Origin of the sequence: Klebsiella sp. K5-306, from assembly GCF_051835185.1 — a bacterium.
Lineage (GTDB): Bacteria > Pseudomonadota > Gammaproteobacteria > Enterobacterales > Enterobacteriaceae > Klebsiella > Klebsiella oxytoca.
This window is the reverse complement of the sequence record NZ_JAIFJY010000010.1, coordinates 1-24,029: the sequence shown is the minus strand read 5'-3', so window position 1 is coordinate 24,029 and position 24,029 is coordinate 1. Positions and strand designations below refer to the sequence as shown.

23 protein-coding genes are annotated in these 24,029 nt (G+C 57.7%); 17 read left to right on the top strand and 6 right to left on the bottom strand.

The genetic code is table 11. The annotated features are described in order from the left end of the window. Positions 1–76: 76 nt before the first annotated feature. Both K2184_RS16050 and K2184_RS16045 read right to left on the bottom strand, forming a co-directional pair. Entirely contained in the window at positions 77–337 is a 261-nt protein-coding gene (locus tag K2184_RS16050) for a hypothetical protein (protein WP_163525052.1), read from the bottom strand. A gap of 165 nt (positions 338–502) precedes the next feature. Continuing rightward, positions 503–2,815, bottom strand: a complete 2,313-nt coding sequence (locus K2184_RS16045) for a helix-turn-helix domain-containing protein (RefSeq protein ID WP_163525050.1) — start codon at positions 2,813–2,815, stop codon at positions 503–505. Between the two features lie 168 nt (positions 2,816–2,983). Here K2184_RS16045 and K2184_RS16040 point away from each other — a divergent pair, with 168 nt between their 5' ends. Continuing rightward, a complete protein-coding gene (locus K2184_RS16040; protein WP_163525048.1) occupies positions 2,984–4,153 on the top strand; it encodes a M20 aminoacylase family protein in 1,170 nt (389 codons plus the stop codon). Between the two features lie 25 nt (positions 4,154–4,178). Beyond that, positions 4,179–5,570, top strand: a complete 1,392-nt coding sequence (locus tag K2184_RS16035; RefSeq protein WP_004112458.1) for an MFS transporter — start codon at positions 4,179–4,181, stop codon at positions 5,568–5,570. Here K2184_RS16035 and pspF read toward each other — a convergent pair. Then, positions 5,561–6,550, bottom strand: coding sequence for a phage shock protein operon transcriptional activator (gene pspF / locus K2184_RS16030; RefSeq protein WP_163525046.1), 990 nt, complete (start codon positions 6,548–6,550; stop codon positions 5,561–5,563). The genes K2184_RS16035 and pspF overlap by 10 nt on opposite strands. A gap of 152 nt (positions 6,551–6,702) precedes the next feature. On the opposite strand from pspF, the gene pspA reads away from it, so the two are divergent. The 9 genes from pspA to K2184_RS15985 all read left to right on the top strand — a co-directional run bounded on the left by pspA (position 6,703) and on the right by K2184_RS15985 (position 14,158). Further along, complete coding sequence (gene pspA / locus K2184_RS16025) at positions 6,703–7,371, top strand: phage shock protein PspA (RefSeq protein WP_004101456.1); 669 nt, start codon at positions 6,703–6,705, stop codon at positions 7,369–7,371. A 50-nt stretch (positions 7,372–7,421) separates the two neighbouring features. Further along, the gene (gene pspB, locus K2184_RS16020; RefSeq protein ID WP_004101459.1) at positions 7,422–7,646 is read left to right on the top strand and encodes an envelope stress response membrane protein PspB; all 225 of its coding nucleotides are present in this window, start codon (positions 7,422–7,424) and stop codon (positions 7,644–7,646) included. Next, the gene (gene pspC / locus K2184_RS16015; protein WP_004101461.1) at positions 7,646–8,005 is read left to right on the top strand and encodes an envelope stress response membrane protein PspC; all 360 of its coding nucleotides are present in this window, start codon (positions 7,646–7,648) and stop codon (positions 8,003–8,005) included. Before pspB ends, pspC begins: the two co-directional genes overlap by 1 nt. A gap of 19 nt (positions 8,006–8,024) precedes the next feature. Beyond that, positions 8,025–8,255 (top strand): phage shock protein PspD, encoded by a 231-nt coding sequence (gene pspD, locus K2184_RS16010; protein WP_004101464.1) that lies wholly within the window; start codon positions 8,025–8,027, stop codon positions 8,253–8,255. A gap of 33 nt (positions 8,256–8,288) precedes the next feature. After that, positions 8,289–8,603: a thiosulfate sulfurtransferase PspE gene (gene pspE / locus K2184_RS16005; RefSeq protein ID WP_017146046.1), complete on the top strand. Its 315-nt coding sequence runs from the start codon at positions 8,289–8,291 to the stop codon at positions 8,601–8,603. 89 nt (positions 8,604–8,692) lie between these two features. Next, positions 8,693–10,090: a YcjX family protein gene (locus K2184_RS16000; RefSeq protein WP_024274060.1), complete on the top strand. Its 1,398-nt coding sequence runs from the start codon at positions 8,693–8,695 to the stop codon at positions 10,088–10,090. After that, the gene (locus K2184_RS15995; protein WP_004112463.1) at positions 10,087–11,148 is read left to right on the top strand and encodes a YcjF family protein; all 1,062 of its coding nucleotides are present in this window, start codon (positions 10,087–10,089) and stop codon (positions 11,146–11,148) included. The genes K2184_RS16000 and K2184_RS15995 overlap by 4 nt, the downstream gene beginning before the upstream one ends. Before the next feature lie 285 nt (positions 11,149–11,433). Then, entirely contained in the window at positions 11,434–12,975 is a 1,542-nt protein-coding gene (gene tyrR, locus K2184_RS15990) for a transcriptional regulator TyrR (protein ID WP_004101475.1), read from the top strand. Between the two features lie 127 nt (positions 12,976–13,102). Beyond that, positions 13,103–14,158: an AbrB family transcriptional regulator gene (locus tag K2184_RS15985; RefSeq protein WP_004101477.1), complete on the top strand. Its 1,056-nt coding sequence runs from the start codon at positions 13,103–13,105 to the stop codon at positions 14,156–14,158. A gap of 45 nt (positions 14,159–14,203) precedes the next feature. Here the strand turns inward: K2184_RS15985 and tpx are convergent, their stop codons facing one another. Then, on the bottom strand, positions 14,204–14,710 hold the full coding sequence (gene tpx, locus K2184_RS15980; protein WP_004101479.1) for a thiol peroxidase: 507 nt from the start codon (positions 14,708–14,710) through the stop codon (positions 14,204–14,206). A gap of 101 nt (positions 14,711–14,811) precedes the next feature. Between tpx and ycjG the strand changes: the two genes are divergently transcribed. Continuing rightward, complete coding sequence (ycjG, locus tag K2184_RS15975) at positions 14,812–15,777, top strand: L-Ala-D/L-Glu epimerase (RefSeq protein WP_064344781.1); 966 nt, start codon at positions 14,812–14,814, stop codon at positions 15,775–15,777. On the opposite strand, the gene mpaA is transcribed toward ycjG, so the two are convergent. Beyond that, positions 15,768–16,481 (bottom strand): murein tripeptide amidase MpaA, encoded by a 714-nt coding sequence (gene mpaA / locus K2184_RS15970; protein WP_004101481.1) that lies wholly within the window; start codon positions 16,479–16,481, stop codon positions 15,768–15,770. The two genes, ycjG and mpaA, sit on opposite strands and share 10 nt — an antisense overlap. Positions 16,482–16,670: 189 nt before the next feature. Here mpaA and K2184_RS15965 point away from each other — a divergent pair, with 189 nt between their 5' ends. Then, a complete protein-coding gene (locus K2184_RS15965) occupies positions 16,671–18,287 on the top strand; it encodes a peptide ABC transporter substrate-binding protein (protein ID WP_004101482.1) in 1,617 nt (538 codons plus the stop codon). A gap of 196 nt (positions 18,288–18,483) precedes the next feature. Here the strand turns inward: K2184_RS15965 and K2184_RS15960 are convergent, their stop codons facing one another. Beyond that, positions 18,484–18,615, bottom strand: a complete 132-nt coding sequence (locus tag K2184_RS15960) for a hypothetical protein (protein ID WP_016808558.1) — start codon at positions 18,613–18,615, stop codon at positions 18,484–18,486. A gap of 1,122 nt (positions 18,616–19,737) precedes the next feature. On the opposite strand from K2184_RS15960, the gene tssK reads away from it, so the two are divergent. From tssK to K2184_RS15940, 4 genes are all read left to right on the top strand, one after another. Then, the gene (gene tssK, locus K2184_RS15955) at positions 19,738–21,081 is read left to right on the top strand and encodes a type VI secretion system baseplate subunit TssK (RefSeq protein WP_049127451.1); all 1,344 of its coding nucleotides are present in this window, start codon (positions 19,738–19,740) and stop codon (positions 21,079–21,081) included. Next, the gene (gene tssL, locus K2184_RS15950; RefSeq protein WP_004101485.1) at positions 21,078–21,743 is read left to right on the top strand and encodes a type VI secretion system protein TssL, short form; all 666 of its coding nucleotides are present in this window, start codon (positions 21,078–21,080) and stop codon (positions 21,741–21,743) included. The genes tssK and tssL overlap by 4 nt, the downstream gene beginning before the upstream one ends. After that, the gene (locus tag K2184_RS15945) at positions 21,740–23,446 is read left to right on the top strand and encodes an OmpA family protein (RefSeq protein ID WP_049128609.1); all 1,707 of its coding nucleotides are present in this window, start codon (positions 21,740–21,742) and stop codon (positions 23,444–23,446) included. The genes tssL and K2184_RS15945 overlap by 4 nt, the downstream gene beginning before the upstream one ends. Before the next feature lie 250 nt (positions 23,447–23,696). Then, the gene (locus K2184_RS15940; protein ID WP_163525042.1) at positions 23,697–23,936 is read left to right on the top strand and encodes a hypothetical protein; all 240 of its coding nucleotides are present in this window, start codon (positions 23,697–23,699) and stop codon (positions 23,934–23,936) included. Positions 23,937–24,029 lie beyond the last annotated feature (93 nt).

Sequence of the window (24,029 nt, the reverse complement as noted above, 5' to 3'; positions counted from 1 at the left end):
TCGCGGGCACGTATTGTCGTAAGCATAGCGCTTCTCTGCGCCGCAGACGCCCAGACGTTTGCCACATGGTAGCTTTTTATTTGCGGATTCTCCAGCGAGCCGTGCCGGCACGACCGCCATCAGGATGGTTCGCGACATACGTACGCAGCACCAGGCCGCTTTTTTGCGGCGTGATTTCCCAGCCTTGCAGACGATAGGAATCTTCGGTTGAACGAATAAGCAGGTCTGAAAAGATCATCATGACCGTGAGCGCCGGGGCTTTGTGGCTTTTCATGGTATGAACCAGGCTGACGTGCGCGGCATAGCGGCCAAGCGTTGAGGAATTAACCGGAATCATCTGTATTTTCAGTCCATTGAGTCATCATGCGCCGATGATAGTTCACATCAGTATATCTTACCAGTTACAAATGTTTAACCATGATGACGGCCCGGGCGCATCCAAAACCCTTAACTTTGTCCCTGTCTGCCGCCGCAGGTCATGGTAACCATCCGCGTGACACTGTCACTTCATGTCATTAAGTGGCGTAAATTCATACAGCGCCAGCGCGTTGCTCTCCAGCGAATCGACGAGCTGCCAGCGATCGCTTGCGGGCGTTTCTTCGCTCACGCGCAGGGCCGGGCGCGCCTGGTGCATCAGCCAGCGATACTCTTCTTCATCCGGGCCGCTCTGGCTGCGAAAAGCCTCGAAAAGCGGAAAGAGCGCGCCATGATGCCGATCGAAGAGATGATGTTTGATGCGCCAGCGTCCATCAAGGCCGAGCAGGCGCACGCTCCATGGCTGACTAAAGCGCTGGATAAACGCCTCCTCGCTGGAAAGCCAGGGATTGAAAACCACCGTATTGCGCAGCAGCAACTGGTAATGGCCGTTATCGCGCAGCAGCAGCAAATTTTTTTCGTTAATCACCACTTCGCCCCGCAGCCTGCGCCACAGCCACAAGACCCAATACACCGGTCGCGGCAAACCGTGGAGATAGTGCAGCGCCAGGCTGGAGGTATCAAGCTTGCCGTTAGCGCCGGCTTCCCCTTGCAGCCCGGAATTCAGCCAGAACCCCGCCAGCCACACCTGGTCTGCCAGTCCCAGCAGATTATCCATCAGTAGCGCGCCGCGAAAGAAACGGCCGTTGGTGTCGCGAGTATCGCCGGTCAGGGTATTCCACGACAGTAGCCAAAGCGGTAACAGCAGCTGCCGCTGGCGCAGCGCGCTGTGGAGCTTGCGCATTTTAAGCACCGGGTAATTCTCGCTGGCGGCCAGCCTCTGGCTATCAATCTGCGCCAGATCCAGCAGTTCATTCGCATCTGCCTGGCAGGCAAGAAAATCCGCCTCGGCCAGCAGCGGTGAACAGAAGAGGGGATCGTCCTCCACGTTTTGTGAAAAACGGTGCCAGATCCCCAGCGCCGACTGCGGCGAAAGCGCCTGGAGGATCGTTTTTTGTTGCCGCCAGGCATGCTGGCGCGCCTCATCGCTGGCCTGCGGGGACCAGTGCCAGACAAAACGCCAGCTGGCGAGGGTTGCCGGTGGAAAATGGTTGGCGGACAGGCGCAGAAAACGCTGTAGCAGATCGCCGCGGGTGGTGATACCGGCATGCAGTATTACCGCCCAGCCCATCGACGCCAGCCAGCTAAAAATGCGCTGCAGGTTATACCAGCACGCATACCCGGCCAGCTGCGCATCGTCCCAGCCGGTACCGAACAGGCGGCTACTGAGAAACGGATCGTGAACGTCGATGGCGAATATCGGCAGCGAGTTGTGCAGTTCTTCGAGCTCCTGGCGGACATCCTCGCGCAGCAGGTCATCCAGTTCCCGAACGGTAACGACGATGCGCGTGTGCCGCAGCGGCGTACCGCGCGACGGTAGCTGGCGCACATCAAGATGACGGGTTTGCTGGGGATTGAGCCGCAGCGGTGGGCTATCCAACCCATTGATCTGCGGCGCATTGAGCCGGGAATATAGCCTGTCTATAGACACCGGTTGCCATAGTTCAGCCCGTTGAACGCGTGGACGAGGGGATTCAACCGCCGTTTGCGGATGCTGATGGCGAAACTGGCGCGGCGTCAGACCGTGTTCACGTTTAAACAGGTCGCTCATCACCCGACTGCTGGCAAAGCCCTGTTGCTGAGCGATTTGCTGTATCGATTTACGCGTCATCGTCAACTGCTCAGTAGCTTTACGCAGGCGAAGCCCGGTGATGTATTGCATAAAGCTGACGCCCACCTCTTTGCGGAACAGACGCGATAGCCAGGCCTCAGAAACAAATTCGGCGGCGGCTATCTCCTGCAGCGACAGGCGCCGTTGATAGTTGGCGTCGATTCGCGCCACTACCCGATTTATTCGCTGGCTCCAGCGTTCGGCTCCGCGAGGCGCCTGGGCGGTGAGGGGACGGCTGAAACGTGACGCCAGCAGGAGAGCAATTTCGCTAAGCCAGCGGTTGGCCTCCAGCCGGTAGTGGGCCTGCGGATTGACCAGACCTAGGACCAGCAGCTGGCGCATCAGGTAGCGCAGGGTATCTTCGGCATCGCGGGTTTCGTTGCTGCTCTGGTAGGCAGAGGCAAAAAAATCGCCGTCGAGGCGGGTCAGCCATCCAGCGTTCAGCGACAGCGCCATCACGACGTTCGCCGTCTTGCTGTGCAGGCTCCAGCGGCGATGCCGATTCACTATCGCCAGTTCATCAGCCTGCAGGTTCCGGCCCGACTCGCCATCGCGGAGTTCGACGCTGCCCTCAAGCAGCCATATTAGCGTCAGCGTCTCGTTTTCCTGCTGGCTCAACTCGCGGATATCGCGAACCGTAACCTGAAAGTCGCCTGAATGATGATCCACACCGCCTCCTGAAGACAAAAAACAGCGTGTTGTTTTTTGTCATAACCGTTTTGTATGAAAAACACTCATTAATAATCCGTCACTATAAAACAAAAAAGCGCATTTTAAAGCCGCCATAGATGCATAAACTCGAAAGTGTCGTGCAAACACAACACAGGAATAATAAAAATGACACACCCGATTATTGAGGCATTACAGGTTAATGAGGCGCAGTTTGTCGCTCTTCGTCGCCGTTTCCACCAGCAGCCGGAAATCGGTTTTGAAGAGCATAAAACCAGCGAAGAGGTGGCCCGACTGCTCGGCGAGTGGGGCTATCAGGTCCATCGTGGTCTGGCGGGAACCGGCGTGGTCGGTACCTTACGCGCAGGCGACGGTCAAAAACGGTTGGGACTTCGGGCGGATATGGACGCGCTGCCGATGCAGGAGATGAGCGGCAAAGCGTGGGCCAGCCAGATAGAGGGACGTTTTCATGGCTGCGGCCACGACGGTCATACCACCACCTTACTTTACGCCGCGGAATATCTGGCGCGCACGCGGCAGTTTAACGGCACGCTGCAGCTTATTTTTCAGCCGGCTGAGGAACTGCTCTACGGCGGCCGGGTTATGCTCGAAGACGGCCTGTTCGACCAGTTTCCCTGCGATGCCATTTTTGGCCTGCATAATATGCCGGGACAACCGTTAGGCAAAATAGGTCTGCGCGACGGGGCGATGATGGCCTCATCCGACACTCTCCATATTGAAGTCAAAGGGGTTGGTGGACACGGCGCGCTGCCGGAGCAAACCGTCGACGCTACGCTGGTGGCCTGCCATATCACCCTGGCGCTGCAATCCATTGTCTCCCGCAATATCACGCCGTTTGAACCGGCTGTCGTGACCGTGGGCAGCATCCAGGCCGGGCATGCGCCAAATATTATCAATGACAAGGCCTTAATGAAGCTCACTGTGCGCACCTTAAACGAACAGGTTCGCGAGACCGTACTGCAGCGCATTCACGATATTGCCGTCGCTCAGGCCGAGAGCTTTAACGCCAGCGCCACCATTACCCACGTTAACGGCAGCCCGGTTTTAAGAAACGATCCGGCAGCCAATGAGATGGTTCGGAAGGTGGCGGCTTCGCTATTTGGCGAGGACCTGGTCGGCGAAGTGAAGCCGTTTATGGGCAGCGAAGATTTTGCTTTTATGCTCGAGCGTAATCCGAACGGCTGCTATTTCACCATCGGAGCCGGGGATGAAGCGGATCGCTGTATGGTGCATAACCCGGGATATGACTTCAACGATGCCCTGTTGCTAAAAGGCGCCGCGCTGTGGTGCGCCCTGACGGAACACTATTTGCGTTAATTTCCGCAACGAAGAGGACCCTGCTATGAGTTCTGTATCGCTAAGCGAAGCGCAGTTCGTCGGCACCGATCGCCTGCTGGCGGGTATTGTATTGAGCGTTCTGACCTTCTGGCTGTTTGCCCAGTCGGTGATTAACGTGGTTCCGGCAATGAAAAGCAGCCTCGATATTTCGCTGGAAACCCTGACCCTGGCGGTGAGCCTGAGCGCCTTGTTCAGCGGCTGCTTTGTGGTCGCCAGCGGCGGGCTGGCGGATAAATTCGGCCGCATGCGCATGACCACCCTGGGCCTGATTCTCAGCATAGCCGGCAGCGCAATGCTGGTGCTCTCCCAGGGACCCGCGCTGTTCCTGGCCGGACGCGTTTTACAGGGGCTATCGGCCGCCTGCATCATGCCGGCGACGCTGGCATTAATAAAAACCTGGTATGAAGGTAAAGCGCGCCAGCGGGCGGTCAGCTTCTGGGTCATCGGCTCCTGGGGCGGCAGCGGGCTGTGCTCGTTTGTCGGCGGGGCGATTGCTACCGGACTGGGCTGGCGCTGGATCTTTGTTTTCTCCATCGCGGTAGCGCTGGCGGCGCTGTTTTTACTGCGCGGTACGCCGGAGAGCCGCAGCGCCAGCGCGCAGCAGCATAAGCTGGACATTAGCGGCCTGCTCAGCCTGATCCTTGCGCTGGTGCTGTTAAATCTGTTTATCAGCAAAGGCCACGGCTGGGGCTGGAGCAGCGGAACCTCGCTGACGATGCTGGGCGGCGCGGTGGCGGCGGGGTTATTTTTTATCCGCAGCGGTAGGCGTAAGGGCGACGCGGCGTTGATTGATTTTGCGCTGTTTCGTAACCGGGCCTACAGCGCCGCGGTGCTGTCGAATTTTCTGCTCAACGGCGCCATCGGTACCATGATGATTGCCAGCATCTGGCTCCAGCAGGGGCACCATCTAAGCCCGCTGGAGAGCGGAATGATGACGCTCGGCTACCTGGTCACCGTGCTGGCGATGATCCGGGTGGGCGAAAAGCTGCTGCAACGCTACGGCGCGCGCTTGCCGATGATCGCCGGCCCGGTTTTTACCGCGCTTGGCATCCTGCTTATTTCCTGCACCTTTCTCGATAAATCGACCTATATCGTCACGGTCTTTTTCAGCAACGTGCTGTTTGGCTTTGGACTGGGCTGCTACGCTACTCCGTCAACGGACACCGCGGTGGTCAACGCTCCCGAGAATAAGGTCGGGGTGGCGTCGGGAATTTATAAGATGGGTAGTTCGCTCGGCGGGGCGATGGGTATAGCGGTGACAGCGTCACTTTTTGCGCTGTTTTTACCGCTGGGAATGGCCAGCGCGGCGCAGTATGCGCTGTGGTTTAACGCCGCGCTCTGTCTCGGTTCAATGACGCTGAGCGCGCTGCTGCTGCCGCGCATAGCTCAAAGCTGATGCTTTTTCAGCAGCGCCCGCAGTTGGTGATAGGTTAGCCCCAGTAGCTCGGCCGCCTGCTTTTGATTGTACTTTGCCTGTTCGAGACTTCTCTCGAGCAGGCTTTTTTCTTGCTCCTGCTGGAAAGCGCGCAAATCGAGCGGCAACATGGGGCCGGGCGCCTTTTCTGCTGCAGCGGGCGGGGCAGTTTGCTGCTGGCGGAAGGGGTTAATAATAATATTATCCAGCTCGCGTTCACTGCTGCCGTGACGGTAAACCGACCGTTCCACCACGTTTTTTAATTCACGGATATTCCCCGGCCAGCGGTAGTTCTGCAGCGTCACGGCGGCGCGTTCGCTAAAGCCGGGAAACAACGGCAGTCCGAGTTCGCGGCACATCTGGATAGCAAACTGGGTGGCGAGCAGCATAATATCGCTCTGGCGTTCGCGCAGCGGCGGCAACTGCACCACATCGAAAGCCAACCTGTCGAGTAGGTCAGCGCGAAAGAGCCCATCTTCCACCATTTGTGGCAGATCGGCGTTGGTCGCGCACACCAGGCGGACGTTAACCTGCAGCGGCTGGCTGCCGCCGACGCGCTCGAGTTCGCCATACTCAATCACGCGCAGCAGCTTTTCCTGCACCAGCATCGGCGCGGTGGCCAGCTCATCAAGAAACAGGGTACCGCCGTCGGCGCGCTCGAAGCGCCCCGGATGGCGTTTACTGGCCCCCGTAAATGCCCCGGCTTCATGACCGAATAACTCGGAATCGAGCAGGTTTTCATTCAGCGCAGCGCAGTTCAGCGAGATAAACGGCCCCTGCCAGCGGGAAGAGAGGAAGTGCAGGCGGCTGGCGATCAGCTCCTTACCGGTTCCGCGTTCGCCAATCACCAGCACCGGTTTATCGAGCGGCGCCAGTCTTGAGACCTGTTCCAGCACTTCCAGGAAGCTGTTGGCCTCGCCGAGCAGGTTGTCCTTGTATTCCGCCATGATGAATTTCGCCATTAAGTAGTGTGATTCACCAGGTCACTTTAGCAATGCGTTGGCCAGATAACAACCACTTCTATTAAAATCAATAAGATAAAAAGTTGGCACGGCATTTGTATTAGTGATGGCACAGGCCGGTGCCTGATACCAGAACTATGAGGATTGAAATTATGGGTATTTTTTCTCGTTTTGCCGACATCGTGAACGCCAACATTAACTCTCTGCTGGAGAAAGCGGAAGATCCGCAGAAGCTGGTTCGACTGATGATCCAGGAGATGGAAGACACGTTGGTTGAAGTGCGTTCGACCTCGGCGCGGGCGTTGGCTGAAAAGAAACAGCTGACCCGTCGTATTGAACAGGCCGTTGCGCAGCAGGCGGAATGGCAGGAGAAAGCCGAACTGGCGTTGCGTAAAGAGAAAGAGGATCTGGCTCGTGCGGCGCTGATCGAGAAGCAGAAGCTGACCGACCTGATCGCTAGCCTGGAAAATGAAGCGCAGCTGGTTGATGAAACGCTGGCGCGGATGAAAAAAGAGATTGGCGAGCTGGAGAATAAACTGAGCGAAACGCGCGCCCGTCAGCAGGCGTTGATGCTGCGCCATCAGGCCGCAAGTTCCTCCCGCGACGTTCGTCGTCAGCTGGACAGCGGCAAGATTGATGAGGCGATGGCGCGCTTTGAATCGTTTGAACGCCGTATCGATCATATGGAAGCCGAAGCCGAAAGCCACCGCTTCGGTAAAGATAAATCGCTGGATCAGCAGTTCGCCGATCTGAAAGCGGACGATGAAATCAGCGAGCAGCTGGCGGCGTTGAAAGCCAAAATGAATCAAAATAACCAGTAATGTATTCGGGCGGCACCGAGACGTGCCGCCGCCATCTGCAAGGAGTTCACATGAGCATGCTTTTTCTCGCCATCCCTTTGACGTTGTTTGTGCTGTTTGTTTTGCCGGTCTGGCTTTGGCTGCATTACAACAACCGCACCGCCAGCGGCAGTTTATCGCAAAACGAGCAGCAGCGCCTGCTGCAGCTGACCGATGACGCAAAGCGCATGCGCGAGCGTATTCAGGCGCTGGAAGCCATTCTTGACGCTGAGCATCCGAACTGGAGAGAAAAATAATGGGCGGACTGGATCTGAGTAAAAAACTGTGGCGCATTCCACAGCAGGGCATGGTCAAAGGCGTTTGCGCCGGTATCGCGCAGTACCTGGACGTGCCGGTTAAGCTGGTGCGCCTGATTACCGTACTGGCAATGATTTTTGGCCTGTTCCTGTTTGTGGTGGTGGCCTACATCATTCTCTCGTTTGCGCTGGATCCTATGCCGGAAAGCGAGCTGTATGGTGAAAAAACGCCGAGCAGCGGAGAACTGCTGGCTGCTGCGGATAAGGAGCTGGCTGCAGGGGAGCGCCGTCTGCGTGAAATGGAACGCTACGTCACCTCTGACACCTTTTCGCTACGCAGTCGTTTTCGCCAGCTATAACTGAAAGTTGAGGTTAATAATGAACATGAAATGGCAGCAGGCCGGGCAAAAAGTTAAACCGGGTCTGAAAATCGCAGGCAAGCTGGTGTTGCTCACCGCGCTGCGCTACGGCCCGGCGGGCGTCGCTGGCTGGGCGGTAAAATCCGTCGCGCGTCGGCCGCTGAAAATGCTGCTGATGCTTGTTCTGGAACCGATGCTCAGCCGGGCGGCGCAGCGGTTTTCTAAACGTCGTGGATGGCGTATGTTATGAGTGCCTAAAAACTCACTCTATCAGGATGATAAAATGCGAAAATTGTTTCTGGGTTTAGCGCTGGCGATGGCTTTACCCGCCTTCGCGGCGGAGCACTGGATTGACGTCCGCGTTCCGCAGCAGTATCAAAAAGAACACGTTAACGGCGCGGTGAACATACCGCTGGCGGATTTAAAATCGCGGATTGCGGCTGAAGTGCCGGATAAAAACGATACCATTCACGTCTATTGTAACGTTGGCCGACAGTCGGGCCAGGCTCAGCAGCTGCTGAGCGAAATGGGCTACACGCAGGTGGTGAATGCCGGCGGCCTCAGTCAAATAGCGATGCCGAAAAGCGCCAGCCACTAACCGTCAGCCCCGCCGAAGCGGGGCTATTGCACTTTATTGATTAGCCCTCATGTCTATTTCCCTCGTTCTTCAGGCTCAACAGGATGGCGATGAAGCGACTCAAAACAGAATTTAATGCGCTGGTGAATCGTGGGGTTGACCGGCATCTCCGTCTGGCCGTCACCGGTCTTAGCCGCAGCGGCAAGACCGCGTTTATCACCGCACTGGTCAATCAGCTACTGAATATCCACGCCGGGGCACGGCTGCCGCTGCTTAGCGCGGCCAGAGAAGAACGCCTGCTGGGCGTCAAGCGCGTCCCGCAGCGGGATTTTGGCATTCCGCGTTTTACCTATGACGAAGGGCTGGCCCAGCTCTATGGACAACCTCCGGTCTGGCCGACGCCCACCCGCGGCGTCAGCGAAATCCGCCTCGCTCTGCGCTATCGCTCTAACGATTCGCTGCTGCGCCATTTTAAAGAGACTTCGACGCTCTACCTGGAGATTGTCGATTATCCCGGCGAGTGGCTACTGGATCTGCCGATGCTGGCCCAGGATTACCTGACCTGGTCACGACAGATGACCGGACTGCTGCAGGGGCAGAGGGCGGCGTGGTCGGCGCGCTGGCGGCAGCTTTGCGAAGGGCTGGATCCGCTTGCGCCCGCCGATGAAACCCGTCTGGCGGAGATCGCCGCGGCGTGGACCGATTATCTGCACAGCTGTAAGCGCGAAGGGATGCATTTTATTCAGCCCGGGCGCTTTGTGCTGCCCGGCGAAATGGCTGGCGCGCCGGCGCTGCAGTTCTTCCCCTGGCCGGACGTTGATGCCGCCGGTGAGGCTAAGCTGGCGCAGGCGGACAAACCGACCAATGCCGGAATGCTGCGCGAGCGTTTTAAATACTACTGCGAGAAAGTGGTGAAAGGCTTCTACAAAGATCATTTTCTCCGCTTCGACCGGCAGATTGTGCTGGTGGACTGCCTGCAGCCGCTTAACAGCGGGCCTCAGGCGTTTAACGACATGCGTCTCGCGCTGACGCAGCTGATGCAAAGCTTCCACTATGGCCAGCGCACGCTGTTTCGTCGTCTGTTCTCACCGGTTATCGATAAGCTGCTGTTCGCCGCGACCAAAGCCGATCACGTCACCGTCGATCAGCACAGCAATATGGTATCGCTGCTGCAGCAGCTGATTCAGGATGCCTGGCAGAACGCGGCGTTTGAAGGCATCAGCATGGATTGCCTGGGTCTGGCGTCGATTCAGGCGACGCAGAGCGGGCTTATTGAGGTGAACGGGGAGAAGATCCCTGCGCTGCGGGGGCATCGGCTAAGCGACGGACAGCCGCTGACCGTCTATCCCGGGGAAGTGCCCGCGCGCCTGCCGGGTCAGGCCTTCTGGGAGCAGCAGGGCTTTCAGTTTGAAAACTTCCGCCCGCAAGTGATGGATGTTGATAAACCGCTGCCGCATATTCGCCTCGACGCGGCGCTGGAATTTTTGATCGGAGATAAATTGCGATGACCGAACCCTTAAAACCGCGTATTGATTTCGACGGCCCGCTGGAGGTGGAAAAGGCGCAAATTCTGAAATCCGCTCGCGCTTTTGACGGCGCGGATGCGGAGAAGTTCGCCCCTGCGCGCCTTGACGCGCCGGAAGAAGAAGAGGGGGCGGCGGAAGCGGTAGTGGAGTCGGTGCTGCGGCCTAAGCGCAGCCTGTGGCGAAAGATGGTCAGCGCCGGGCTGGCTATTTTTGGCGTCAGCGTCGTAGCGCAGGGCGTGCAGTGGACGATGACCGCCTGGCAAACGCAAGACTGGATCGCCCTCGGCGGCTGCGCAGCCGGCGCGCTGATTGTCGGGGCGGGCGTCGGCTCGGTAGCAACCGAATGGCGCCGTCTGTGGCGGTTACGCCAGCGCGCGCACGAGCGCGATGAGGCGCGGGACCTGATGCATAGTCATGCGGTCGGCAAAGGGCGTGCCTTTTGCGAAAAGCTGGCCCGGCAGGCGGGTCTCGATCAATCGCATCCGGCGCTGCAGCGCTGGTATGCAGCGATCCACGAAACGCAAAACGATCGTGAAGTGGTAAGCCTGTACGCGCAGATCGTGCAGCCGGTGCTGGATGCGCAGGCGCGGCGTGAGATTAGCCGCTCGGCGGCGGAATCGACGCTGATGATTGCCGTCAGTCCCCTGGCGCTGGTGGATATGGCGTTTATCGCCTGGCGTAATTTACGCCTCATCAACCGCATCGCCACTCTGTACGGTATTGAGCTCGGCTACTACAGCCGCCTGCGCCTGTTCCGTCTGGTGCTGCTGAATATCGCTTTTGCCGGCGCCAGCGAGCTGGTGCGGGAAGTCGGGATGGACTGGATGTCGCAGGATCTGGCAGCCAGGCTATCGGCGCGCGCGGCGCAGGGGATTGGCGCCGGGCTGTTGACCGCGCGGCTGGGTATCAAGGCGATGGAGCTCTGCCGCCCGCTGCCGTGGATCGCCGATGATAAACCGCGGCTGGGGGACTTCCGCCGCGAGCTGATCGGCCAGCTAAAAGAGACGTTGCAGAAGAGCAAAAGCGGCGCGGAAAAATAAGTCGCTTAAGCATTCCCGGCTTGCGGCGTGAGCGCCTTAGCCGGGCTACCGCTCCACAGAAGGCTGTCACTTGTCTCACGGCGATGCGCAGCGCAATCCGGGGAGAAAAGCAGCGGCGATGACGACCGGTTCTTTATTGCCATTTTCCTCTCTGAGCGCATAACTTTACGGCAGAAAGGCCATTTTTCCGCCATACTGTCAATAATTGTTGACAGCTATCTTCACGCCAGCAAATAACTGTCCTATTATTCATCCGTTATTGGCCTCTTTAGGGTGAAAACTCCTATGCGTCTTGAAGTCTTTTGTGAAGACCGTCTTGGTCTGACTCGTGAATTGCTCGATTTACTGGTGCTGCGCGGTATCGACCTGCGGGGTATCGACATTGACCCTATTGGCCGAATTTATCTCAATTTCGCCGAGCTGGAGTTCGCTAGCTTCAGCAGTCTGATGGCGGAAATTCGTCGTATCGCCGGCGTCACCGACGTGCGCACCGTGGCGTGGATGCCGTCAGAACGTGAACATCTGGCGCTCAGCGCGCTGCTGGTAGCGATGCCGGAGCCTGTGCTCTCTCTCGACACCAAAGGAAAAGTCGAACTGGCTAACCCGGCCAGCTGCCAGCTGTTTGGCCAGAGCCAGGAGAAGCTGCGCAGCCATCCGGTCGCACAGCTGATTACCGATTTTAACGTCCAGCGCTGGCTGGAAAATAGTCCGCAGGAGTCCCACGCCGAGCACGTGGTGGTTAACGGGCAGAACTTCCTGCTGGAGATCACCCCGGTTTATCTCGAAGGCGAACACGGCGAGAAGGTGCTGACCGGCGCGGTAGCGATGCTGCGTTCAACGGTCCGTATGGGGCGTCAGCTGCAAACGATGACCATTCAGGATACCAGCGCCTTCAGCCAGATCCTCGCTGTAGGCCCGAAAATGCGCCACGTCGTCGAGCAGGCTCGCAAGCTGGCTATGCTCAGCGCGCCGCTGCTGATCGTCGGCGATACCGGTACCGGTAAAGATTTGCTCGCTCACGCCTGCCACCTCGCCAGCCCGCGAGCGGGGAAACCTTACCTGGCCCTGAACTGCGGCTCCATTCCGGAGGACGCGGTGGAGAGCGAGCTGTTTGGCGACGCTATCCAGGGCAAAAAGGGGTTCTTCGAGCAGGCTAACGGCGGTTCGGTTCTGCTGGATGAAATTGGCGAAATGTCGCCGCGAATGCAGACTAAGCTGCTGCGCTTCCTCAACGATGGAACCTTCCGCCGGGTCGGGGAAGATCATGAAGTCCACGTAGATGTACGAGTGATCTGCGCGACGCAGAAAAACCTGGTGGAACTGGTGCAAAAAGGGCTGTTCCGCGAAGATCTCTATTATCGTCTTAACGTGCTGACGCTCTATTTACCACCGCTGCGCGATTGTCCGCAGGATATCATGCCGCTGACCGAACTGTTTGTGGCGCGTTTCGCCGATGAGCAGGGTATCCCGCGGCCGAAACTTTCTGCCGATTTAAACAGCGTATTGACGCGCTATAGCTGGCCAGGCAACGTGCGCCAGCTCAAAAACGCGATTTACCGTGCCCTGACTCAGCTGGACGGTTTTGAACTGCGCCCTCAGGATATCCTGCTGCCGGATCACGACGTCTCGTCATTAGCGGTTGGCGAAGAAGCGATGGAAGGCTCGCTGGATGATATCACGCGCCGTTTCGAGCGCTCGGTGCTTACCCAGCTTTATCGTAGCTTCCCCAGCACGCGTAAACTGGCCAGGCGGCTTGGCGTCTCGCATACCGCCATCGCCAATAAACTTCGCGAGTACGGCCTGAGCCAGAAAAAAGGCGACGAGTAATTCCCGCCGACCGGCTGCCTGCGCCGTCGGTCGGCATTTCCAGAACATTTCCAGAAAAAGGAGGGGGCCTGGCGGCGAATGAATCTGTATATACTGCGTTTTTACCCTCTTTTTTGCAGGAATACGCATGTGGATCTGGCGTAGTCGTTTTTTTCAGTGGATGAAACTGCTGGTGCTCTCCAGCGCGATCTCTTTTGCGCTGTTCTGGTTTCACCTCCCGGCCGCGCTGCTGCTAGGGCCGATGATTGCCGGCATTTGCCTGAGCCTTCGCGGCGCGGAAATCCGCGTTCCCCGACCCTTTTTTATTGCCGCTCAGATGATTATCGGCTGCATGATCGCCCGTAGCCTGACGCCCTCGATTTTCGGTGTTCTGCTGGCAAACTGGGCGCTGGTGCTGCTGATTCTCTTCTCCACGCTCGCCATCAGCGCGCTGGCGGGATGGCTGCTGGTGCGCTATAGCGCGCTACCCGGCGCCACCGGGGCGTGGGGAAGTTCGCCGGGCGGCGCTTCGGCGATGGTTATTATGGCCCAGGAGTACGGCGCCGACGTTCGACTGGTGGCGCTGATGCAGTATTTGCGCGTACTTTTTGTTGCCGGTGCCGCGGCGCTGGTGGTTCGCGTTGCGCTCGGCGGCGAAGCCCAGGAGATGACTCAGCAGGTCGCCTGGTTTCCCCCGATAAGCTGGCAGCTACCGCTTACGCTGCTGGTGACGGCGGCCGCGGGATGGCTGGGGCTGCGTCTGCGCTTTCCGTCCGGTGCGATGCTTTTCCCGATGCTGATCGGCGCGCTGGTGCAGGGAGAAGGCTGGCTGCAGCTTGAACTCCCTGAGTGGCTGCTGGCGCTGGCTTATGCCGCCGTTGGCTGGAGCGTTGGTCTAAAGTTTAATAAACAGATCTTCCTGCTGGCGTTAAAAACCCTGCCGCAGATCCTGGCATCGATTATCGGCCTGATTCTGCTATGTGCGCTGATGGCTTATGGACTGACGCAGGTTTTACCGCTGGACTTTATGACCGCCTATCTGGCGACCAGCCCGGGCGGGCTGGACACGGTAGCGATTATCGCTGCCGGCACGCGGGCGGATATGTCGTTTATTATGGCGATGCAAACGTTGCGCCTGTTCACTATCTTGCTGACCGGCCCGGCGATTGCGCGCTTTATCTCCCGCTATGCGACGCGGGAATAAAAAAAGCCCCCGTTTAACGAGGACTTACGTTACCTGATGGGGATATTACGCTTTCAGCGCGGCCAGGGCTGCGTCGTAGTCCGGCTCTTCGGTGATTTCATTCACCAACTGGCTGTATACCACCTGGTCGTTTTCATCAATCACGACCACAGCACGCGCTGCCAGACCGGCCAGCGGGCCCGCGGAGATCGCTACGCCGTAGTCGGCCAGGAACTGCGCACCGCGCAGAGTGGACAGAGTCACGACGTTGTTCAGGCCTTCAGCGCCGCAGAAGCGTGACTGGGCGAACGGCAGGTCGGCGGAAATGCACAGCACTACGGTGTTGTTCAATTCTGACGCCAGTTGGTTGAATTTACGTACCGATGCCGCGCAAACGCCGGTATCGATGCTTGGGAAAATGTTCAGCACTTTACGGGAGCCCGCAAACTGGCTCAGCGCGACGTCAGAGAGATCTTTGGCCACCAGCGTAAACGGCTGCGCTTTAGCGCCTGCCTGCGGAATGGTGCCTTGAACAGAAACGGGGTTGCCCTGGAAATGCACGGTTTGTGACATGGTTATCTTCCTGTTTACATATAGTTAACGTCGCGGCTAGTGTATGACATCCGTCATCGGCACGGCAAATCCTTTTAATACTTACCTGCGAGGTTCAGGGAATGCGAAATCTGCGAGTCTATGAAGAAGCCTGGCCGCTACATAGCCCTTTTGTGATCGCCCGCGGCAGCCGCAGCGAGGCAAAAGTCGTGGTGGTGGAAATTGAAGAGAATGGCGTCAAGGGCACGGGGGAATGCACGCCTTATCCTCGCTATGGAGAGAGTATCGCCTCGGTGATGGCGCAGATTATGGCGATCGGCGAACAGATTGAGCGGGGCGTCACTCGAGAGCAGATTCAACGCCTGCTGCCGCCAGGGGCCGCGCGTAATGCAGTGGACTGCGCGCTCTGGGACTGGCAGGCGCGCAGCGCGGGTAAAAGCATCTCGCAGCTGTTAGGCGTGACGCTGCCCAAGCGGGTGGTTACGGCGCAAACGGTGGTGATCGGCACCCCCGACCAGATGGCGGCCAGCGCGTCGGCCCTGTGGGAGAAAGGTGCCACGCTGCTGAAAGTGAAGCTTGATGACCATCTGATTAGCGAGCGGTTAATTGCCATTCGCGAGGCGGTTCCGCAGGCAACGCTCATCGTCGATGCCAATGAAGCCTGGCGCAGCGACGGTCTGGCCGAGCGCTGTCAGCTGCTGGCGGACGTCGGCGTCGCGATGCTGGAGCAACCCCTTCCGGCTGGGGCCGATGAAGCGCTGGCGAATTTTATCCATCCGCTGCCTATTTGCGCTGATGAGAGCTGCCATACTCGCGATAGCCTGGCGGCGCTGCGCGGCCGCTATGAAATGGTTAATATCAAGCTGGATAAGACCGGTGGTCTGACTGAAGCGCTGCTGCTGGCGGAGGAGGCAGAACGCCTGGGGTTTGCGCGGATGCTGGGCTGTATGCTGTGTACGTCGAGAGCGATTAGCGCGGCGCTACCGCTGGCGCCGCTGGCCCGTTTTGCCGATCTTGATGGTCCAACATGGCTGGCCGTGGATGTCGAGCCGGCGCTGCACTTCAGCACCGGGGTGCTTCATCTCTGAGAGTGCCAGTGCAGCAGCTCCGTCATGGCCTGCAGATATTTCTCCGTTGCTTCGTCGGCGGATATTGCCGGGAATTCGGCGGTGATACAGGGCAGGCCGATATCGGCGCACCAGCTGCCAAAAGAACCGGGCGTTTCATAGCCGACGCTACCCACCAGCGGCAGGCTAAACGCATCGGCCAGCCAGTGCCCCAGTTCGCTCTGGCCGGGGTCTTCAATGCAGGCCAGGGGATCGTGAAATGAGATTACCCATGCCGGGTGGATCTGATGGATCAACTGGCACAGCGCCCGGGTCTCGGGTTCCGAACCTGGCTTTTCGCCGGTGAGTAGAACGACATCGCGCTGCTCTGCCGCGCTGTTCCAGCGGTAGACGGTTTCTCCTTCCTTCCAGTTCGCCGCTGGAAAATTCCGGTTCAGGTCGATACCGCGTGCGTTAGCCCGCAGCCCCAGCTGACAGCCGTCAGGGTTGACCGCCAGCACTACGTGATGACGGCGCAGCTCTGGCTTGAGGGTTCGTAGCGCACAGGAGAGGGTGACGATGGAGGCGTTTTCATCGCCGTGAGTACCGGCAAGGATCAGGCCGCTACGGCTATCGGCCAGCGGCGCCGGAAACCACAGCAGCGGCGCGCCCAGGTAAGACTGGCCGTAGCGTTGAGTTCCAGGCGGAAAATCACCGCGCTGGGGGCGAGGACGAGAAACGGGCATAGGGCATCCTGTTATCAGGTTATTTTTCAGCAGTGTTGTGTAAAACCGTCCCGGAATCAAATAGTTTCCAGCAATGTTGAAATCAGCATATATGTCAACTTTCTTTCACAAGCTGTTTGCAATTTCAGGTGATGAAACAAATAATTATCGCACTGCCAGCTCTGGTTTTTTTATTTTAAAGGGGATCTTATGAAGTATCCTGTCAAATTGACATGCGGCGCGCTGTGGTTAGCCAGCGTCTCTTCTCTTGCCTGGGCGGCGGATGTCCCGCCCGGCACCGTATTAGCCGAAAAACAGGTGCTGGTGCGGCACATAAAAGATGAGCCCGCCACCTTAGATCCCGCGAAAGCCGTAGGCCTGCCTGAAATTCAGGTTATCCGCGATCTTTTTGAAGGTTTAGTCAATCAGGATGAGAAAGGCAACCTAATACCAGGCGTGGCGACTCGCTGGCAGAGCAATGATAACCGCGTCTGGACGTTTACCCTGCGCGATAATGCCCGCTGGTCCGATGGAACGCCGGTGACGGCAGAAGATTTTGTCTATAGCTGGCGGCGGCTGGTTGACCCCAAAACCACTTCACCCTTTGCCTGGTTTGCGGCGCTGGCCGGTATCGCCAATGCGCAAAATATCATTGATGGTAAAGCCGCGCCGGATACCCTTGGCGTCACCGCCGTAGACGCGAGAACGCTGCGCGTTCAGCTGGATAAACCGCTGCCGTGGTTCAGCAATCTGACCGCCAGCTTTGCGTTTTATCCGGTCCAGAAGGCGAATGTTGAGAGCGGCGACAGCTGGACCCGTCCGGGAAGCCTGATTGGCAACGGCGCGTACGTTTTAAAGGATCGCGTGGTGAATGAAAAACTGGTGGTGGTTCCCAATACGCACTACTGGGACAACGGCAAAACGGTGATCCAGCAGGTCACGTTTACGCCCATTAATCAGGAGTCAGCGGCAACTAAGCGCTATCTGGCCGGTGATATCGATATTACCGAGTCGTTCCCGAAAAATATGTATCAGAAGCTGATGAAGGATATTCCGGGGCAGGTTTACACTCCGCCACAGCTGGGCACCTATTATTACGCATTTAACACACAGAAAGGGCCAACCGCCGATGAGCGCGTCCGCCTGGCGTTGAGTATGACTATCGACCGCCGTCTGATGGCGGAAAAAATTCTGGGTACTGGTGAGAAACCGGCCTGGCGTTTTACTCCGGATGTCACTGCCGGCTTCACTCCCCAGCCGTCGCAAATCGAGAGCATGAGCCAGGCTGAGCTGAATGCCCAGGCCAAAGCGCTGCTGCAGGCGGCGGGCTACGGCCCGGGTCGCCCGCTGAAGCTCAGCCTGTTGTATAACACCTCGGAGAATCATCAGAAAATCGCCATTGCGGTAGCGTCTATGTGGAAGAAGAATCTTGGCGTCGACGTGAAGCTGCAAAATCAGGAGTGGAAGACCTATATCGACAGCCGTAATACCGGCAACTTCGATGTGATTCGCGCTTCGTGGGTGGGGGATTACAATGAACCTTCAACGTTCCTGTCGCTGCTAACCTCGACGCACAGCGGTAATATCTCCCGCTTCAACGATCCGGCCTACGACAAAATTCTCACTCAGGCGGCGCTGGAAACGTCGGAAAAGGCGCGCAATGACGATTACAACGCGGCGGAAAAAATCATTATGGCGAAAGCGCCTATCGCGCCGATTTACCAGTATACCAACGGGCGACTGATTAAACCGTGGCTGAAAGGGTATCCGATTGCCAATCCGGAAGACGTCGCCTATAGCCGCACGATGTATATCGTGAAGCACTGATGAGCACCGGTTGCCTGCGGGCGTCAGGCAACCATCACATCTCTCCAGAGCGCGGCCCGCAGCGCCAGCTAACCTGTATTCTATTTCCCGACGCAGCGGCAAACCTCACTTTCGCCAGCTCTCACTCTCCTGGTCAATGAACAGCGTAGAGGCCATCAGATATCATTTTTAAAATCTATATTTATCCTATCTGAAATTATTGATATCTATATTTATCGTCGGGGTTGGGCTGGCTGATGGCTTGCGAGCGGTCAAACGTACTCAACATATCTTTTTGGATACGCGCAATCTTTTCCGCCTCGGGAATGGCCTGATTGCCTTCGCTCATTGATTAGCATCAATAAACTCCGTTTGTTTATATGTGAATTTAATATTTATTCATTTGTGAGATGTGAATTCTTTATTTATCGCAGTCAGATGATGAATGTTTTTGTTGATTTTGTGCGCATGATGCTTATTATTTTTTGTATTTTCATTTAAATGCTTAAGCAAAGTCTTATATTTGGCCTGAATACGGATGAGTTGCTCTATTCTGATGTCTGGCCCTGCGATGATTGTGCAAAGAAAATCGTTATGTTTGACCCATACGCCTCCAGGGAAGGAAGCGCTATGGCCAGGATATTGCGAGTGCGGCTGTAAGGCGGCCTCTGATTTAAGCTGAGGCTGCACGTCAGAGGGGCGCGAATAGCGGCGTCGCATTTCTGCTTATGCGCTGCATCGTTACTGGCTTAAGTAATGGCAAAGCGGGGCGTCTTTTATCTGGAAGATAAAAAAATTCAACGCCAATGGGAGCTCTTTTTAGCTGCGCGTTTTCATAATGTCGTGCAGAAGAGCGTTTATCTGGGCTGAGCAGGCGCTAAAAGAACGGGCGGGAAATAATCTGCGTCAGAGTGTCTAAGTTTTTAAAGGCCTTGAGTACGAGCAGGATGCATGCGTGAAACTTTAACTTCATGCCATTCTGGCGATACATCAATTATCCCGCGCCCTCAAATACAGACTTTGATATCGCTATATTCAGAAAGGCGTTTGAATAAATTCTAAAAGACGCTGCGTTGACTCAGAAATTATGTGCCGAAATGAACACGCTGGCCCCTGAATTAATCGGGTGCGTTGTTTAATCAATTATCCGGAAATGGCTGATGTTGGTAAATATCAACACCGCTTCGCGAAAGGCAAGCCGCAGTACTGGAAACAGAGAGTACTCGTTGTTTTCTGTTTAAACAACAACCTGATCCGGGCGTGCTGTTGGGGTGAGATGAATCCCTTTCTGGATATGGAGGCGCTTTCTGTCGCCCCGTCAGGCGAGGGTCTGTAAGCGTTATAGAAAAGTTTAAGGGTGAGGGCCGTCAATCGGAAAATAGCGCGGAGCAGCCCGACAAAGCCCTGGAAGACACGGACGTGACCCTGTCGCAGGTGGGTCTGATATCAAAAGCGTAATACAGGAGCAGGGATGAAAACAGTACGACCGTTATGGGGACGGGGGCAGATGATCTCTCCCCAACATTTTCAGCAGGAAACCGCGCAATCGGCCTGGCAGACAGAGTATGTCGCCCGGCTGGGGGCGATTCATCCCTGGGGAGTGGCGCGGGCGGAGTTTAATACCGCGCTGCTGAAGCAGGGGAAACTGAAAGCCGACCACCTGTGTGTGCGTTTCGCCGACGGCACGCTCATTGATAGCGATAACGCCGATGCGTTGCCGCCGGTGATGAACCTGCCGGAAACAGAACATCACGAACTGACGGTGGTTCTGGCGCTGCCCCATGAGCATGAGAACGGTGGCAACTGTCTGCAACCGGAGCAGAGAGCGGAGCGTCCCGTGCGCTGGCGTCTGGCCTGGCGGGAGGTGCGAAACCGCTATGGGGAGGACTGCCGCCAGATTGCGGTAATGCAGCCGGAGCTGACGCTGCGTGCGGCCGATAGCGACAACGCTGATTACCAGACCGTCGCCGCGATCCGTCTTACGCGCGATAGCCAGGGACACTGGTCGCAGGACGAGTCTTTTCTGCCGCCGCTGCTTAACGTACAGGCCAGCCGTTGGTTGAGGGAACAGACCGAACAGTTGACGGGTCAGCTCCGTGCGCGCCTGCAGCGCCTGATGTCTATGCGTCGGGAAAGCAACGAGCGAATGGCCGACTTCGCGGTAGCGGACGTGTCGCTGTTCTGGCTGCTGAGTGCGCTCAACAGCGCTGAGCCGTTGCTCGGCCATTTTGTTCGTCATCCGCAGGTGCATCCGGAACGTCTGTATACAGCGTTGGCCGGTCTGGCAGGTAGCCTGCTGACCTTTTCTCTTGAACACACTACAGCCGATATTCCGGCCTATCGTCATGAGCAGTTAACGGCGGTCTTTCCTCCATTGTTTGACTTGCTGGGGGTACTGCTGGAAGCCAGTCTGCCATCGAGGGTGGTGGCGATTGACATGGTTCATGATGAACGACGCAAGCGCTGGCATGCCCGTCTGCACGATCCACGACTGCGTGAAGAGGCGGATTTTTATCTCTCGGTACGATCGGCACTGCCGGTAGCGCAGCTGCTGGAGCAGTTTCCGCTTCAGTGCAAAGCGGGCAGCCCGGATGAAGTCGACCGGGTCGTTAACGGTTCGCAACCCGGCATCCCTCTGCGCGCGATGAGCCACGTTCCGGCGGCCATCCCGCTGCGCCTGGAGAACCAGTATTTCACCCTTGATATGGCCCATCCGGCGGCGCGAGCGATGCTGTTGGAAGGCAGTTGTGTCTTTTACGTCCCCGGTCTGCTGGGCGCCCCTGAACTCGAACTCTATGCGGTACTGCGCTCATGAAACAGGATACGAATATCGACGCCCTGATGGCTGACGCCTGGTTGACGGTGACGGAACTGCGGTGCGGGGCGAGACTGGCCGACGGGGAGGGCGAACGCCTCTGGCGACATTGCGTAGAGCATATTGAAAAGGTCATGGCGGAACTGGAGACCGCGGGCCTCAGCGAGGCGAGCCGTCGGCATATTCTCTACGCCTGGTGTGCGCTGCTGGATGAGACAGCTAAAGGACGTGAAGGTGAGGATGATGCCTGCATCGTCTGGTATGACCGTCCGCTGCAGGCGAAATACTTCGGTGCCCTGGACGCCGGCGATGCGCTGTATGAGCGGATGCGACAGGTTCTGCATGAGCCCGCGCCGGATGTGGCGGTACTGACCTGCTTCCATCGCGTGTTGATGCTGGGCTTTAAGGGATGTTATGCCCTGGATGAGCCGGTTCGCGACCAGCTTATCACCAGACTGGCGGAGCGCGTTTCGCCGTTTGAAACCGACCAGAGCCAGCCTGTACTGGCGGGTATATCCGGGCGTAGCGGCCTGGCGGACGGGTTGCGACGCTGGCCGGTTTGCCTCGGGCTGTCGCTGGTTGCGATCGCCGCGCTGTGGCTGGGGCTAAATCATTGGCTTGATTCCCTGATTACAACCCTGCTGCCCGGGGCGGAAAAATGAGCGTGAGCCATTTGCGCCTGTTATGGCTCTGGGCCGGGATCCTTGCGGTACTGCTCTGTTTGCTGTTTCTGCCGCTGGCTACCAGCGGGCGGATTCTGGCTATTGCGCTGATCCTGACCGCAGTCATCGTTGCCCTGATTGTCGCCGGGCGCAAGGGGGAATGGGGACTTACAGAGGATGCCTGGCTGGATGACATTCCGGACGCGCCGTACCGCCTGCCGGTGGTGCTGGTCTGCGGTGATATCGCCAGGTGGCCGGAGTGCGGGGTGGTTTTGCGTACGACTCAGGGCTGCTGGTTAAATGTTCCTACCGCCGAACTGCAGCAGACGGTACGTACTCTTCTGTGCAAACGCCCGGATCTGATATCGCAGCTGGCGGTGATGGTCTGCGTTTGCCCGCAGTTGCACGGTGATGAGGCGGCGCTGGCGGTCGGGCTTAATGAGCTGCGCTGGCAGCTGAACCAGGCGCGGAGCGACTGCCGCCGCTCGGTGCCTTTACTACTGAGCAGTCACGTGGCAGGGGCGTCTGTTCCTCACTCGCTATGGCAGACAGCGCAGACCGGGGAAGCCATGCAGGTGTGGCAGGCGAATGACGCGCCTTGCTGCACCGGGACCTGGCTGGCGCAAAAGAACGGAAGGGAGCGTCTGGCCACACAGGTGAGGATGAATGCGCTGGTTCGCCTGACGCACGAGACGGCGCTGGCTATGCTGACGGCGCCCTCTGTTGATACGCCCCCGGTGATACCCGCTATGATGCTGTATCACATGACGCCGTCGGGGGCACCGGTTCTGCCTCAGAATCTGTGGCAGCGCTGGTTGTCTCATCATACCGCTCTGGGCTCACTACCTGGCTGGCAGCCCGATACCTCATCAGCGGATGTCCTGTTACCGGATTTTATTCTGCCACTGTTGCCATTGGGCGTCAGCGAGACGCCACGCGCCAGGATTTTACGCCGGGCGTTCTGTCTGTTCACCCTTGCCATTCTCATCGCACTGTGCGCCAGCGCGTGGAACAACCGCCAGCTACTGCAGCGGGTGGGGTTCGATATTCAGCACTATGAGCAGATTGCGATGGTTGACTACGCCTCGAAAGCCCGCGCCCTGCAAATCCTGAGTGGGGATGCGGTTCAACTGGATCAGTGGGCGCGCCGCGGTGAGCCGCTGAACCTGAGTCTCGGTCTGTATCACGGGGCCTATTTACGCATACCGGTGTTGGCCGCGATTCGTTCCTGGGAACCCCCACCTCCGCCACAAAAACCAGCACAAAAAACCGTGCCGAAAACCATCCGCCTCGACAGCATGTCGCTGTTCGATACCGGGAGGTGGGCGCTTAAGCCCGGATCGACAAAGCTGCTGGTGCACTCGTTGGTTGGCATCAAAGCAAAACCCGGCTGGCTGATTGTCGTTGCGGGCCATACCGACAGTACCGGTGAGGAAAAAGCCAACCAGATACTTTCGCTGAAGCGTGCCGAATCGGTGCGCGACTGGATGCGTGACACCGGAGATGTACCGGAGAGCTGTTTTGCGGTGCAGGGCTTCGGCGAGAACCGTCCTGTAGCCACCAATGAAACGGTTGAAGGGCGTGCGCTGAACCGCCGTGTCGAAATCAGTCTGGTACCGCAGGTGAATGCCTGCCAGCCACCGGGCATGCCTTCGGCCTTATCGCGGGAGAGCGGCGCGTCAATCAATGAAACGGAGAAGTAGCATGGCAACTCCGGTCTGCCTGTTGCTGAAGAGCAACGGCGGAGCGGATATCACAGACTCCCATTCGCCAAACGTAGGTGTCACTACTTGAGCCTGAAACGGGCAGGTTTTCCTGTCCGCAGTTATTTTGCTGAGCAGCCGCGGGGCAAGTGTTCAACAACGACAAAAATTGGTCTGCTGGCCTGATGCGCTTTGGTAAGTGAACAGCGACGGGCGGTAGCGTACCTGAAATGATTGAAGAGAAACTCTCATGGAAAATCCCGCCATTTTGTTACGTCGTCTTCACCCAAACTGCGCCCGCGCAACAGAAGGTCTCTTCTGCCTGCCGCCTGACGCCGGAAAAAGCCTGCTCTGCCAGCAGATATTACCGGCGGTAAGCCAGCTGCGCTTAAGCCCTGTGGCTGCAGGACAGTTGCCTCAGCGTCCTTCTCCGGGTCGGGACGATAAGAAAATGATTGCGATGACGTTTGAGAAAGAGGTGAGCGAATGAGTGATATCCCGGCACAGCAGTTCAGCCACAACCATCCTCTGTTAACGGTGCGCGGCTGCCGCGCCCTCCTGGACGTGCTGGCCTTTGAAGGCG

Excerpts from the sequence above, each read along its gene's own strand:
- K2184_RS16050 (WP_163525052.1), bottom strand. The coding sequence starts at position 337 with ATGATTCCGGTTAATTCCTCAACGCTTGGCCGCTATGCCGCGCACGTC.
- K2184_RS16040 (WP_163525048.1), top strand. The coding sequence starts at position 2,984 with ATGACACACCCGATTATTGAGGCATTACAGGTTAATGAGGCGCAGTTT.
- K2184_RS16035 (WP_004112458.1), top strand. The coding sequence starts at position 4,179 with ATGAGTTCTGTATCGCTAAGCGAAGCGCAGTTCGTCGGCACCGATCGC.
- pspF (WP_163525046.1), bottom strand. The coding sequence starts at position 6,550 with ATGGCGAAATTCATCATGGCGGAATACAAGGACAACCTGCTCGGCGAG.
- pspA (WP_004101456.1), top strand. The coding sequence starts at position 6,703 with ATGGGTATTTTTTCTCGTTTTGCCGACATCGTGAACGCCAACATTAAC.
- pspB (WP_004101459.1), top strand. The coding sequence starts at position 7,422 with ATGAGCATGCTTTTTCTCGCCATCCCTTTGACGTTGTTTGTGCTGTTT.
- pspC (WP_004101461.1), top strand. The coding sequence starts at position 7,646 with ATGGGCGGACTGGATCTGAGTAAAAAACTGTGGCGCATTCCACAGCAG.
- pspD (WP_004101464.1), top strand. The coding sequence starts at position 8,025 with ATGAACATGAAATGGCAGCAGGCCGGGCAAAAAGTTAAACCGGGTCTG.
- pspE (WP_017146046.1), top strand. The coding sequence starts at position 8,289 with ATGCGAAAATTGTTTCTGGGTTTAGCGCTGGCGATGGCTTTACCCGCC.
- K2184_RS16000 (WP_024274060.1), top strand. The coding sequence starts at position 8,693 with ATGAAGCGACTCAAAACAGAATTTAATGCGCTGGTGAATCGTGGGGTT.
- K2184_RS15995 (WP_004112463.1), top strand. The coding sequence starts at position 10,087 with ATGACCGAACCCTTAAAACCGCGTATTGATTTCGACGGCCCGCTGGAG.
- tyrR (WP_004101475.1), top strand. The coding sequence starts at position 11,434 with ATGCGTCTTGAAGTCTTTTGTGAAGACCGTCTTGGTCTGACTCGTGAA.
- K2184_RS15985 (WP_004101477.1), top strand. The coding sequence starts at position 13,103 with ATGTGGATCTGGCGTAGTCGTTTTTTTCAGTGGATGAAACTGCTGGTG.
- tpx (WP_004101479.1), bottom strand. The coding sequence starts at position 14,710 with ATGTCACAAACCGTGCATTTCCAGGGCAACCCCGTTTCTGTTCAAGGC.
- ycjG (WP_064344781.1), top strand. The coding sequence starts at position 14,812 with ATGCGAAATCTGCGAGTCTATGAAGAAGCCTGGCCGCTACATAGCCCT.
- mpaA (WP_004101481.1), bottom strand. The coding sequence starts at position 16,481 with ATGCCCGTTTCTCGTCCTCGCCCCCAGCGCGGTGATTTTCCGCCTGGA.
- K2184_RS15965 (WP_004101482.1), top strand. The coding sequence starts at position 16,671 with ATGAAGTATCCTGTCAAATTGACATGCGGCGCGCTGTGGTTAGCCAGC.
- K2184_RS15960 (WP_016808558.1), bottom strand. The coding sequence starts at position 18,615 with ATGAGCGAAGGCAATCAGGCCATTCCCGAGGCGGAAAAGATTGCGCGT.
- tssK (WP_049127451.1), top strand. The coding sequence starts at position 19,738 with ATGAAAACAGTACGACCGTTATGGGGACGGGGGCAGATGATCTCTCCC.
- tssL (WP_004101485.1), top strand. The coding sequence starts at position 21,078 with ATGAAACAGGATACGAATATCGACGCCCTGATGGCTGACGCCTGGTTG.
- K2184_RS15945 (WP_049128609.1), top strand. The coding sequence starts at position 21,740 with ATGAGCGTGAGCCATTTGCGCCTGTTATGGCTCTGGGCCGGGATCCTT.
- K2184_RS15940 (WP_163525042.1), top strand. The coding sequence starts at position 23,697 with ATGGAAAATCCCGCCATTTTGTTACGTCGTCTTCACCCAAACTGCGCC.